General features: G+C 55.9%; 6 protein-coding genes and 1 pseudogene. 6 read left to right on the forward strand and 1 reads right to left on the reverse strand.

The window, feature by feature from the left end:
* On the forward strand, positions 1 to 127 hold a 127-nt coding region (locus tag BF99_RS22670), incomplete at its 5' end, for a ribosomal protein L7/L12 (RefSeq protein WP_197019210.1).
* Positions 128 to 367: 240 nt separating this feature from the next.
* On the opposite strand, the gene BF99_RS23125 is transcribed toward BF99_RS22670, so the two are convergent.
* Positions 368 to 823 carry a hypothetical protein gene (locus BF99_RS23125; protein ID WP_156013452.1) on the reverse strand — a complete coding sequence of 152 codons (456 nt, stop codon included), beginning with the start codon at positions 821 to 823 and terminating at the stop codon, positions 368 to 370.
* Between the two features lie 612 nt (positions 824 to 1,435).
* Here BF99_RS23125 and rpoB point away from each other — a divergent pair.
* The 5 genes and pseudogenes from rpoB (at position 1,436) to fusA (ending at position 13,795) form a co-directional block, all read left to right on the forward strand.
* Positions 1,436 to 5,761: a DNA-directed RNA polymerase subunit beta gene (gene rpoB / locus BF99_RS0117755; RefSeq protein ID WP_038098950.1), complete on the forward strand. Its 4,326-nt coding sequence runs from the start codon at positions 1,436 to 1,438 to the stop codon at positions 5,759 to 5,761.
* A 151-nt stretch (positions 5,762 to 5,912) separates the two neighbouring features.
* Positions 5,913 to 10,040, forward strand: a pseudogene (gene rpoC, locus BF99_RS0117765) (DNA-directed RNA polymerase subunit beta'); the annotation flags it as partial.
* Positions 10,041 to 10,709: 669 nt separating this feature from the next.
* Positions 10,710 to 11,087 (forward strand): 30S ribosomal protein S12, encoded by a 378-nt coding sequence (rpsL, locus tag BF99_RS0117770; protein WP_025772181.1) that lies wholly within the window; start codon positions 10,710 to 10,712, stop codon positions 11,085 to 11,087.
* 78 nt (positions 11,088 to 11,165) lie between these two features.
* Positions 11,166 to 11,636, forward strand: coding sequence for a 30S ribosomal protein S7 (gene rpsG / locus BF99_RS0117775; protein ID WP_025772183.1), 471 nt, complete (start codon positions 11,166 to 11,168; stop codon positions 11,634 to 11,636).
* Positions 11,637 to 11,695: 59 nt separating this feature from the next.
* Positions 11,696 to 13,795, forward strand: a complete 2,100-nt coding sequence (gene fusA, locus BF99_RS0117780) for an elongation factor G (RefSeq protein ID WP_025772185.1) — start codon at positions 11,696 to 11,698, stop codon at positions 13,793 to 13,795.
* Positions 13,796 to 13,867 lie beyond the last annotated feature (72 nt).

The following is a 13,867-nucleotide window of genomic DNA, read 5'->3' on the forward strand; positions in this document are numbered from 1 at the left end:
CCTCAAAGAGGCCAAGGAACTCGTCGAGGGAGTCCCCGCCAATATCAAGGAAGGGATCGCCAAAGAAGAGGCGGAAGATATCAAGAAGCAGCTGGAGGAGGCCGGCGCGACCGTGGAGATCAAATAACCGCAAGCGCTTTTCGCTCAGGTCCCTTTTGGGTTTCGGCTAAAAGTCGAAGCCCAAGGGCGGCGAAAAGCGGGGTTCGAAGGGTGAGATCACATCGTTTGCGAGATTCGGCCCTTCGCTCCCATTGACCGACCCCCATCTTGATGTCGCGACTCGAGATGCGGGGTTCTCGGATGCGGTCAATGCGCTCAAGACCCTCGGATCGGGACGCCAAGGAATTCGGATATCCCGACTGAGAGTTTAGGGTCTTGCAAAGCGTATCGATGGTTTTGCAAAGCGCTCGTCTTCATGTTCCAAGGGGTGAATGAAATGACATCGAATATCGGCAAGAAGTCCAATGTGGTCATGTTTGATGATTTTTTCAAGGACTGGGAGAGCGCTGAACAGAGCAATGCGAGCGAGCAAAACTCCGAGGTACTGAGGCAGATTGCCGAGCTGAAGGATTCTGTCGATAAGCTGACGGATACCAATGAAAAACTGCGGAATGACCTCGCTAAAGTGATTCAGCAAGAATCTATCCCAGAAGATCCGGATGCGGATGCGCTGCCTGCCCCCCTCGAAAAGCAAATCGAGGCAGATGAAGAGGCAGATGAAGAAGCACTGCCTGCCTACATCGAAGAGAATAGAGAGAGCATCATCAAGAGCATCACATCGAAGCCGGAAGAAAAGCGGCTCGCTCTCGTTGAGGAGTTGCATCGGATGATTGCCGAAGATGCGAGAGGGCAGGCGAATGAGGGTAAGTCCAACGAGAAGCAGAGCAAGGATCTGGCTCCAATTTCAGATTCACCGAAAAATACCGGCAAGGAAGTAGCGGATACACAATCAAAAAAAATGGCACCTGCCTCTGGTGGGCGGCCAAAGACATCGACTCCGTCAACAAAAAAATCTCAAGACACCAAGAAAGACAATGAGTTGGGTGCGCCTGCCAATCTGAAGTCGATTTTATCGGATGATAGAAAATCCGTACATATCTCTTGGGATAAGGTCAAGGGTGCGACCAAGTATAAGGTTGCGCTTCGGGATAAGGAATGGTCAAGTGGTGAGGGCTGGGCGAGTAGCGAGAAAATCGACTGGGAGGGCAAAGGCTATACGATTCTATTGCCGAAGGCGGCAGCGACTTACGAGGCTACGGTTCAAGCATTCAATGACAAAGATGACTCGTCCCGAAAATCCAATTTCAAGGATATTCGTATCGAGATCCCTCGCACCGAGACTCATAAGAAAACTTCGTCATCGGATAACCAAAATGAGAAAGTACTTCCCTTTCCTCCCGGCGGAAAGAAACTCTCATCCACCCAGAAGAAGCGCATTCGAAAGAATTTCGGCCAACGGAGGTCGGACGAATATCCGATGCCGAGCCTCCTTTCGATCCAGATCGATTCCTACAAGGAGTTTTTGCGAAGCGGCCTGCAGGCGGCCTTCGAATCCGTTTTTCCCATCAAGGCGGTATCGGGAAAGGCGGATCTCGAGTTCGTGAGCTATCGGCTCGTGGATCCGAAATACGACGTTGACGAGTGCAAGATGCGTGGTGCGACGTATGCCGCATCGTTGGAAGTGGTATTGAGATTGATACTCTATAGTGACGATCCCCTATCCAAGTCAGACAAGGACAAGGTATTCAACAGACTCAAGAAGACAGGCTCTCGTGAATTGGAGCTGATACTCGATGACAAAGGAGCGCCCATCAAGTTGGTCAAGGAAGGATCCCGCGAGGTCTATATGTGCGATATCCCGCTGATGACCGATAGCGGGACTTTCGTGATCAATGGTACCGAGCGGGTGATCGTGTCTCAGCTGCACCGCTCTCCCGGGGTGTTTTTCTCCCTCGATCAGGATCGGGCCAAGACCAGTTCCGGTGGTCGTCCCTTGCATTCGAGCAAAATCATTCCCTATCGAGGGTCGTGGCTCGATTTCGAATTCGATTCCAAGGATCTTTTGAGTGCCCGTATCGATCGACGCAAGATCGACTCGACCGTTTTGTTGCGGGCGCTCGGCTATCAGCCGCAAGAGATCCTCGAGATCTTCTTTGAATACGATACTTTCTTCATCACCCCCGAAGGATTGCGCTTGGACCCCTTGATTCCCGAAAGGCTAAGAGGCGAGTCCTTGCCCTTGGATATCAAGGACAAAGAGGGAGGGCTGATCGTCGCTGCCAACAAGCGCATCACCGCAAGACATGTGCGGCTCATGCGCAAGGCAGATCTCGATACCCTCGATGTGGGGGATGACTATCTGGTCAGGGATGATTCCTCTTTGAAAAAGAGGTTGTATCAAGATGTCATCGATTTGGATAGCGGGGAGCTGATCGCCAATGCCAATGACGAACTGACGGACTCCCTGATCGAGAAGATGCGTTTGCACAAGGTCGAGAGTTTCAAGGTTCTTTATACCAACGATGTGGATCGAGGACCCTTCATTTCCGAGACCCTGGCCAAGGATCTCAAGGAAAAGAAAGAGAGAAATATGGGGATCGATCAAAACAACGCTCAGATCGAGATCTATAAATTGATCCGACCGGGCGAACCCTCGACGAAGGACGCCGCTCAATCTCTTTTTCATAACCTGTTCTTCAATGACGAGAGGTATAACCTTTCCGAAGTGGGGCGGATGAAGTTCAATCGTCGGGTCGGTCGGGAGCAGGAATGGGGATCGAGCGTTCTATACGATCACAAGTATTTTTCCGGCCGTAACGATCGTATCGCGAAGGAGTTGGTGAGCCAATATAAAGACGGCTCCGATATCTTGGATGTGTTGAAGATCCTGATCGATATCAAGAACGGTGGGGGTGAGGTCGACGATATCGATCACTTGGGCAATCGTCGCGTTCGCCGGGTCGGGGAAATGGCGGAGAATCAATTCCGCATCGGATTGATCAGGGTGGAGCGGGCGGTCAAAGAGCGTTTGGGTATGCCCGAAATAGAGGATCTGATGCCTCAGGATCTGATCAACCCCAAGCCGGTCTCGGCGGTGATTCGGGAATTTTTCGGCTCCAGCCAGCTCTCGCAATTCATGGATCAGAACAATCCCTTATCCGAGGTGACGCATAAACGGCGCATCTCGGCTTTGGGTCCCGGAGGGTTGACTCGGGAGCGGGCGGGCTTCGAAGTGCGAGATGTCCATCCCACGCACTATGGTCGGGTCTGCCCCATCGAAACCCCGGAAGGACCGAATATCGGTCTCATCAATTCGCTGGCGGTTTATGCTCGCCCCAATCACTACGGCTTCCTCGAAACGCCCTATCGAAGGGTGAAGGACGGGCGGGTCGGCAAGGAGGTCGATTATCTTTCGGCCATCGACGAGGGGAAGTACAAGATCGCGCAGGCCAATGCCGACATCGACGACGATGGCAAACTGCTCGAAGATCTCGTGACTTGTCGCTACAAAAACGAAACCACTTTCATCCCCCCCGATGAGGTGGAGTATATGGATGTGTCGCCGAAGCAGATCGTTTCGGTGGCCGCGGCCTTGATTCCGTTTCTCGAGCACGACGATGCCAACCGAGCGTTGATGGGATCGAATATGCAACGCCAAGCGGTGCCGACCTTGAAATCGGAAAAACCTCTGGTCGGAACCGGCATGGAGCTCAAAGTCGCTTCGGATTCCGGAGTGATGGTGATCGCTCGGCGCGGAGGGAAGGTCCATTCCGTGGATGCCTCTCGTATCGTCGTCGAAGTCGATGATAAAGAGATATCCGATGACGAGGCCGGCGTCGATATCTACAACCTCATCAAGTATCGACGTTCGAATCAGGATACCTGTATCAATCAGCGACCGCTGGTCGGCGAAGGGGACAGGATCGCCAAGGGCGATGTGCTCGCCGACGGCTCGGCGACGGATATGGGAGAGTTGGCGCTCGGACAAAATATCCTGGTCGCGATCATGCCTTGGAATGGCTATAACTTCGAAGACTCCATTTTGATATCGGAGCGCATCGTCGAGGACGATCGCTATACCACGGTGCATATCGAAGAACTCGTTTGCAAGGCCTTCGATCACGACAAACGCGGTCCCGATGAGATCACCGCCGACATTCCGAATGTCAACGAAGGCGATCTCGCCAAACTCGATGCCACCGGTATCGTCGAGATCGGAGCCGAGGTGGAAGCCGGGGATATCCTGGTCGGAAAGGTAACCCCCAAGGATGAAACCCAGCAAAGCCCCGAGGACAAACTCCTGCAAGCCATCTTCAACGAGAAGGCTTCGGATGTGAAGGATAGTTCCTTGCGCGTGCCCTCGGGGATGAGCGGAACGGTCATCGATGTTCAAGTGCTCACCCGCGATGACAAGGATAAGGACGATCGCGCGAAAACGATCGAAACCTTTGCGCAGCGCAAGGTACGCAAGGATGTGGATGACGAATACAAGATCATCGAAGACGATGTCTATTCCCGCCTCAAAGACTTCTTGACCGATAAGAACAAGAAAAAGTTGGCCGAAGGGGGACCTGATGATCTCGCTCCCGGCACCGAGGTGACCAAGGATTACTTGGAAAAGATCGACCGCGATCAGGGCCGCGATAAGTGGTTCGATATTCGTTTGGCGGACGAGGGCGATCAAAAGCGCTTGGAGAGCGACAAAGAGCGCTTGGAGGAAGAGAAAAAACGGCTGGACAAGCATTTCGAGGAAAAGACGGCGAAGATCGGAGACAGCGTGGAACTTCGTCCGCCGACCAAAAAGATGGTCAAGGTCTATCTTGCGGTCAAGCGCCGCTTGCAGGCCGGCGACAAAATGGCGGGAAGGCACGGCAACAAGGGCGTGATCTCGATGATCGCCCCGGTCGAGGATATGCCTTGCATGGAGGATGGAACCCCGGTCGATATCGTGCTCAATCCCCTCGGAGTGCCTTCGAGGATGAATGTCGGGCAGGTGCTCGAGGCCCATTTGGGTTGGGCGGCCAAGGAACTCGGTAACAAGGTCGCCAAGATGATCGAGGAAAACGCCGGGCTCAAAAAGAACGAGCGGGCATCGAACCTGCGCGGCTTTCTCGGTGAGATCTATGCCCCGAGCGACGAGAGCGAATCCGATAATCCGGTGAACGCTCTGAACGACAAGGAAGTCATCGAGCTTGCGGATAACCTCAAAGGCGGGATTCCGATGGCGACCCCGGTCTTCGACGGAGCGAGCGAGGAGGAGATCAAGCGGTTGCTTGAATTGGCGGGGCTTCCTCGCTCGGGGCAAGCCAAGCTCTTCGACGGACGCACCGGGGAACCCTTCGATCGTCCGGTTACCGTCGGTTATATGTACATGCTCAAACTCAATCACTTGGTGGATGACAAGATGCATGCGCGTTCGACCGGACCTTATAGCTTGGTGACCCAGCAGCCTTTGGGAGGCAAGGCTCCCAAGTCGTCGGCCGGAGGCAAGGGGCAGCACGGAACCGGTTCCAACGCCCAAGGCGGTGGGCAGCGTTTCGGAGAGATGGAGGTTTGGGCTTTGGAGGCCTATGGGGCTTCCTATACCCTGCAGGAGATGATCACCGTCAAATCCGACGATATCAAAGGGCGTTCGGATACCTACCGGAATATCGTCAAAGGTGACTTTCGGATCAGCGCCAACATGCCGGAGTCCTTCAATGTTCTGATGAAGGAGATCCGGTCGTTGGGAATCGATGTCGACTTGGAGAGCGACGATTAAGGTTTGAAATCATCGATGCGATGCGATCGCCCCGCCCCCATGCCGATCTGATCCGACGACATGGACGGGGTGCACCCATCGAAGGGTGGATCGGTTTTATAAAAACCGAGCCCCGAGGCTTTGCCACCGAAAACAGGAGCGCAGGCGGATTATGAAAGACATAATCATCCAAGAGCGACAAAGGAATCGGACGAAGTTTTTCGATACCATCCGCATCGGGCTTGCATCGCCCGATAAAATTCGCTCGTGGTCCTACGGTGAGGTCAAGAAGCCGGAGACGATCAACTACCGCACCCACAAACCGGAGCGGGACGGTCTCTTCTGCGCAAGGATTTTCGGGCCGATCAAGGATTACGAGTGCTTGTGCGGAAAGTACAAGCGTTTGCGGCATCGCAAGGTGATCTGCGAAAAGTGCGGAGTCGAAGTCACCCAAGCCGATGTTCGCCGCTCCCGTATGGGGCATATCGAGCTTGCAAGCCCGGTGGCCCATATCTGGTATCTGAAATCCTTGCCCTCGAGGATGGGCTTGCTTTTGGATATGCCCCTTCGCCGGTTGGAGCAGATCCTCTATTTCGATATTTATGTGGTCACCGATCCGAAGATGTCGACCCTCGAAAAGGGCCAGACCCTGACCGAGGATGAATACAATACGGAACGAAGGGAGCAGCCTCACGAATTCGAGGCCAAGATGGGAGCGGAAGCGATTCAAGATCTCCTTTCCGGCATCGACTTCGACGAGAAAATCGAAGAACTCGAAGAGGAGCTCGAGAGCACCGGATCCGAGGCCAAGCGCAAGAAGATCAGCAAGCGTCTCAAGCTTCTCCGATCCTTCAAAGAATCCCATAACAGACCCGAGTGGATGATATTGGAGGTCTTGCCGGTACTCCCGCCCGATCTGCGGCCCTTGATCACGAGGGCTCATCCTCCGATCAGTTCGGACCTCAACGATCTCTATCGGCGGGTGGTCAACCGCAACAATCGCCTCAACCGCCTGTTGAAACTCAATGCCCCCGATATCATCGTCCGCAACGAAAAGCGGATGTTGCAAGAGGCGGTGGATGCCTTGCTTGATAACGGCCGTCGCGGACGGGCGGTGACGAGTACGAACAAGCGTCCCTTGAAATCCCTTTCGGCGATGATCAAGGGCAAGCAGGGCCGCTTTCGCCAAAATCTTCTGGGCAAGCGCGTCGACTATTCGGGGCGCTCGGTGGTCGTGGTCGGCCCCGCCTTGCGTTTGCATCAGTGCGGGCTGCCGAAGAAGATGGCGCTCGAACTCTATCGACCCTTCGTCATCGGCAAGCTCATGGAGCGAGAGGAGGCGGGCACCATCAAGGCCGCCAAGCGCTTGATCGAAGCCGAGGTTCCCGAGATATGGGATGCTTTGGAGAACGTGATTCGAGAGCATCCGGTGCTTTTGAACCGCGCCCCCACCTTGCATCGTTTGGGTATTCAGGGTTTCGAGCCGATATTGATCGAAGGCAAGGCGATCCAGTTGCATCCTTTGGTGTGTACCGCATTCAATGCCGATTTCGACGGCGATCAGATGGCGGTGCATATCCCATTGTCCATCGAGGCCCAGCTCGAAGCGCGCACCTTGATGATGTCGACCAACAATATCCTCTCCCCCGCCAACGGGGAGCCGATCATCGTGCCCACCCAGGATATCGTGCTCGGTCTTTACTATATGACCCGGGAAAGGGCCGATGCCCGCGGGACCGATATGGCCTTCGCCGATGTCGATGAGGTGCATCGCGCCTACCAAAGCGATGCGGTGGATCTGCATGCCAGGATTCGGGTTCGCATTCGCAAGGGGGAACCGATATTCGAAACCACGGTCGGTCGGGCTTTGCTGTCCGAGATCATGCCCGAGGGCCTGTCCTTCGATCTCGTCAACAAGGTCTTGAATAAAAAAGCGATATCCGAGCTGATCGACGAGTGCTATCGCAAGGTGGCGTTGAAGGAAACCGTGATTTTCGCGGATCGATTGATGTATACGGGCTTTAGCTACGCCACCAAGGCCGGGGTTTCCTTCGGGGTCGAGGATATGGTGGTTCCGAAGGAAAAAGCGGAGATCCTCGATAAAGCGGAGGGCGAGGTCAAGGAGATCGAGTCCCAGTACAACTCGGGGCTGATCACCCAAGGGGAGCGTTATAGCAAGGTCGTCGATATCTGGTCGCGTTGGAGCGAGGAAGTCACCAAGAAGATGATGGACAAGCTCAGCATCGAGGAGGTCAAGGATCCGACGGACAAGGGCAAGAAGATTCAGCAGAGTTCTTTCAACTCGATTTGGATGATGGCCGATTCCGGGGCGCGGGGTTCGCGCAACCAGATCCGGCAGTTGGCGGGGATGAGGGGATTGATGGCCAGACCCGACGGCTCGATCATCGAAACCCCGATCACCGCCAATTTCCGAGAAGGCCTGTCGGTGTTGCAATACTTCATCGCCACCCACGGGGCTCGCAAGGGATTGACCGATACCGCGCTCAAGACCGCCAACTCCGGTTACCTGACCCGACGTTTGGTGGATGTGGCGCAAGATTTGGTGGTGACCGAGGATGATTGCGGCACGCATGAAGGGATCGAGATCGAGAACCTGATCGAGGGTGATGATGTCGTCGATCCCTTGGGCGCTCGGGTATTGGGCCGGACCGTGGCCGTGGATGTCCCCTCTCCCGAGGATCCCGATGAGGTCGTGATCGATGCCGGCACATTGATCGACGAGGATCTCGTCAAACGCATCGACGAGATCGGCATCGACAAGATCAAGGTGCGCTCGGCGATCACCTGCGAGACCCGCCATGGCCTGTGCGCCAAATGCTATGGAAGAGACTTGGCGCGGGGGGATATCGTCAATATCGGCGAGGCGGTGGGAGTGATCGCAGCGCAATCGATCGGCGAGCCGGGCACCCAGCTGACGATGCGCACCTTCCATATCGGCGGCGCCGCTTCGAGGTATGCCAAGGACGCCTCCAATACCATTTCGGTTCGCAGCAAAGGCACGGTGCGTCTATCCAACAAGGATATTTTGCCTGCGGGCGAGCACTTCGTGGTGGTATCGCGATCGCTCGAACTCAAGGTGCTCGATGCGCATCGTCGGGAGAGAGAACGCTACAAGGTTCCCTATGGCGCCAAGCTTTTCGTGGCCGACGAGGGCGGGGTCGATGCCGGCCAGCGGGTCGCCGAATGGGATATGCATGTCATTCCGGTCATCGCCCGCAAAGCAGGAAAGGTGAACTTGGAAGGGGTGGAGGATGATGTCACGGTTCGCCGGCAAATCGACGATTTGACGGGTTTCGAGCGGGTGGTGGTGATGGATCCCAAGGAGCGACCGGCCGCGGGCAAGGATTTGCAGCCGACCTTGGTGTTGATCGGCAAGCCCGGCGAGGAGCTCGAGCGCCATCCTTTGCAGGGCAATACCATCATCCATGTCAAGGAAGGGGAGAAGGTCGGTTTGGGGCACGAGCTGGCCGGGCTTCCCAAGGAGGCGACCAAGACCCGGGATATCACCGGTGGATTGCCCAGGGTTGCGGATCTATTCGAGGCGCGTCGGGCAAAGAGGATGGCTTTCCTTGCCAAGGCCGGCGGGACTTTCACCTTCGGTAAAAAGACCAAGGGCAAACTGCGCCTCATGATCACCGACGATCAAGGGCAGGTGCACGAAGAGCTGGTTTCCCAAAATCGCCAGAACGATATCCTCGTGCTCGATGGCGAGCGGGTCGAACAGGGCGATACCATCGTCGAGGGTGCACCGAATCCGCATGAAATCCTGCTCTATCGCGGGGTCGGGGATCTGGCGGAATATATCGTCAACGAGGTGCAGGAGGTCTACCGACTCCAAGGGGTCAAGATCAACGACAAGCATATCGAGGTGATCGTCAGGCAGATGTTGCGCAAGGTCGAGATCGTCTCCCAGGGCGATACGAACTTCCTTCGAGACGAGCAGGAAGAGCGCCATCATGTCTTGGAGGAGAACAAGAAGATGGTGGAGGAGGGCAAGGAGCCTGCGAAATACAAGCCGGTGCTGCTCGGTATCACCAAGGCTTCGTTGGCCACCGATTCCTTCGTTTCCGCCGCCTCCTTCCAAGAAACGACCCGAGTATTGACCGAAGCCTCGGTTACCGGTCGGGTGGACGATCTGAACGGACTCAAAGAGAATGTCATCGTCGGCAGGCTGATCCCCGCCGGTACCGGTCTTGCCTATCACAAGGATCGGCGCCACTATCAATCCTTGGAGGATAGTTTCTTCGATGCGCATCTATCGGAAATGTCATCGGAGACATCGTCGATGGGAATGAGCCCGGCCGAGGCCTTCGCCGAGGAATTTCGCCGGGAAGAGGCGCGCCAAGGAGGGGAGCCATCCATCGTCGCTCGAGGCGAGAATGCTCTCGGTGACGATTCCGGGAATGATGATGGCCGCTCCGATGACAGCTCCGAGAGTTCGTCTCTCCCCAATGATTCGACGATCCAGGTTCCTTTGTCTTCGAAGGAGCAGACCCCGGAGCCCAGTCGCTGAAAAAGCCCGATATTCGGCTCATCGAGGGTCGATATCGGCATTGTAGGGATGCTCGGTGAACGATTCGGCGAAAATTTTCACGAATATTCACCGAAAAAGACGAATCAAGGGTTGACGCGCAGGATATTCCTTCGCTATAATCCTCGTCTTGAAGGGCGGGCCTTCGGATTTCGATGGTCCGCATCGACGCTGCCGAATGGTCGAATAGACGATTCAAGCGGCAGATCGAACAACCATACTCTTGAGATACCGCGCGCCTTTTGCATCGAGTCGCTTGGGCGGTTTTTAGGCGTCTTGATGGCTGCAGCCTTGAATCTGCAGTTCGGCGAGTATTCGAAGGCGCGGTCAGGTCCGGCCAATCCTTTGATGGCTTGTGCTCGGGAACAATCGACCGGGGGAGCGTCGGCTCTTTTCCCGGTGAAGAGGTGTATTTGCATGGCAACCGTGAATCAGCTGGTGCGCAAGCCCCGCAAGCGGCAGCGCAAGAAAAGCAATGTGCCGGCCCTCCAAGGCTGTCCGCAGCGGCGGGGAGTGTGTACCAGGGTGTATACCACCACTCCCAAAAAGCCGAACTCCGCCTTGCGCAAGGTCGCCAAGGTCAGGTTGACGAGCGGAGAAGAGGTGATCACCTATATCGGTGGCGAGGGTCATAACTTGCAGGAGCACTCGGTCATTTTGATTCGTGGCGGTCGCGTCAAGGATCTTCCCGGGGTTCGCTATCACGTGGTCAGAGGCAGCCTCGATACCTCGGGGGTTTCGGATCGTCGTCAGGGTCGTTCCAAGTACGGAGCCAAGCGCCCCAAGGGTCAGTGATTCTCTTGGGGGCGATTCATCGTCATCGATCTTTTCTAAGGATGACGGCTCGTCGAATAATGAAAAGAGCAGCGAAAGATGCCACGTCGTCGTGAAGTTCCGAAGCGCACCATTCTTCCGGATCCGAAATTCGGGGATCAGTCGCTCGCCAAGTTCATGAATATCCTGATGCTCGACGGAAAGAAATCCGTTGCCGAGCGCATGGTCTACGGGGCCTTGGATATCGTTGCCAATCGCACCAAGGAGAGTCCGATCGAGGTCTTCGTTCGGGCTTTGGAGAATATCCGTCCCGATGTCGAGGTCAAATCCCGCCGGGTCGGGGGTGCGACCTACCAAGTCCCGGTGGAAGTGCGCGCCACTCGTCGTACCGCGTTGGCGATGCGTTGGCTGGTCGATTCGGCACGCAAACGCAGCGAAAAATCCATGGGACAAAGGCTGGCGCAGGAGATCGTCGATGCCGCCGAGGGTCGAGGCGCTGCGGTCAAGAAGCGCGAGGATACCCATCGCATGGCCGAGGCCAACAAGGCCTTTTCGCATTACCGCTGGTAATCGTTTCTTTCACCATTCGCCCATTTCGCTCATTCCATCGATTTTCAGGAATTCATCCGGTGCCTCGTAAAACCCCCATCAAGCGCTACCGAAATATCGGGATCATGGCTCATATCGATGCCGGCAAAACCACCACGACCGAGCGCATCCTCTATTACACGGGGATCTCGCACAAGATCGGCGAGGTGCATGACGGCGCTGCGACCATGGATTGGATGGTGCAGGAGCAAGAGCGGGGGATCACCATCACCTCCGCCGCCACCACCTGTTTTTGGTCGGGAATGGACAAGCAGTTCGACGAGCATCGGATCAATATCATCGATACCCCGGGGCATGTCGATTTCACCATCGAGGTCGAGCGTAGCCTGAGGGTGCTCGACGGTGCCTGCGCGGTCTTCTGCGCGGTCGGCGGAGTCGAGCCCCAGTCGGAAACCGTTTGGCGCCAAGCGACCAGATACGGCGTTCCCCGCATCGCTTTCGTCAATAAGATGGACCGTCAAGGAGCGGACTTCTTCAACGTAGTGGAACAGATGAAGAAGCGCCTCGGAGCCGTGCCGGTGCCGATCTATTTGCCCATCGGCGCCGATGACGACTTCGAAGGGGTGATCGATCTGATCCGGATGAAAGCCATCTACTGGGACTCGGCCAACTTCGGGGTGAGCTACGAGGCGCGCGATATCCCCACCGCACTCGGAAATGTCTCGAAGAAATGGCACGAAAACCTCATCGAAGCCGCCGCCGAGGGCAGCGATAGCCTGATGGAGAAATATCTCGAAGAGGGTGAACTGACCCAGGACGAGATTCGAAGCGGGATTCGATCTCGTACCTTGCGCAACGAGATCGTTCCGGTTCTTTGCGGCTCGGCCTTCAAGAACAAAGGCGTGCAGGCGCTTCTCGATGCGGTGATCCATTACCTGCCGGGCCCCGACGAAGTGCCGCCGATCGAAGTGATGGATTCCGACGATCCCGAATCGCTCATCGTGCGCAAGCCGACGGACGAAGATCCCTTCGCCTGCCTCGCATTCAAGATCGCCACCGATCCCTTCGTCGGCAATCTCACGTTCTTTAGGGTCTATTCCGGCGTTCTCAAATCCGGCGATACCGTTTACAACCCGATCAAGGATCGATCGGGGAGGATCGGCCGCATCTTGCAGATGCATGCCAACACTCGAGAGGAGATCGACGAGGTCAGGGCCGGAGATATCGCCGCCGCCGTGGGTTTGAAAGATATCACCACCGGCGACACCCTGTGCGATCCCAAGCAAGTGATCACCTTGGAGCGCATGGAATTTCCCGAGCCGGTCATTTCGGTGGCGGTCGAGCCGAAAACCCAAGCGGATCAGGAAAAGATGGGCTTGGCCCTATCCAAACTTGCGCACGAAGATCCCTCATTCAGGGTCAATACCGATCAGGAATCGGGGCAGACCATCATTTCCGGAATGGGGGAGCTGCACCTTGAAATCATCGTCGATCGATTGCGGCGGGAATTCAAGGTCGAGGCCAATATCGGTAGTCCGCAGGTCGCCTATCGCGAAACGCTAAGGCATCGGATCGAGCACGAATATCGCTTCGTGCGTCAGACCGGGGGGCGGGGTCAGTACGGGCATGTCTGGCTGCGGATCGAACCCTTGGAGCCGGGTAGCGGCTATGAATTCGAGGATTCGATCGTCGGCGGCGTGGTGCCCAAGGAATATATTCCTGCGGTCAACAAAGGCATCAAGGAGCAAATGGAGAACGGGGTGATCGCCGGCTATCCGGTGGTCGATGTCAAGGCCACCCTCTTCGATGGCTCCTACCACGATGTCGATTCCAGCGAAATGGCTTTCAAAATGGCGGGCTCGATGTGTTTTCGAGAAGGCGCCAAAAAAGCGGGCGCGATGCTGCTCGAACCCATGATGAAGGTCGAGGTCGTCACTCCCGAGGAGTATATGGGCGATGTGATGGGCGACTTGAGTCGTCGTCGGGGAATCGTGCAGGGCATGGACGATACTCCGGCGGGTCGGTCGATCCAAGCCGAGGTGCCGCTCAAGGAGATGTTCGGCTACGCCACGGATCTTCGCTCCTTGAGTCAAGGAAGGGCGACCTTCACCATGGAGTTCAAAAAGTACACCGAGGTTCCGTCGACGATCGCCGACGAGATCATCAAACGCAATCAGTGATTCATTCAGGCATCCGCCCCTCGGCGGATGTGCTTTTCAGAGGAGCCGGTCATGGCCAAGGGTAAGTTCGAG

Source organism: Thioalkalivibrio sp. HK1 (assembly GCA_000583135.1).
GTDB lineage: Bacteria > Pseudomonadota > Gammaproteobacteria > HK1 > HK1 > HK1.

Excerpts from the sequence above, each read along its gene's own strand:
- rpsG (WP_025772183.1), top strand. The coding sequence starts at position 11,166 with ATGCCACGTCGTCGTGAAGTTCCGAAGCGCACCATTCTTCCGGATCCG.
- rpsL (WP_025772181.1), top strand. The coding sequence starts at position 10,710 with ATGGCAACCGTGAATCAGCTGGTGCGCAAGCCCCGCAAGCGGCAGCGC.
- BF99_RS23125 (WP_156013452.1), bottom strand. The coding sequence starts at position 823 with ATGCAACTCCTCAACGAGAGCGAGCCGCTTTTCTTCCGGCTTCGATGT.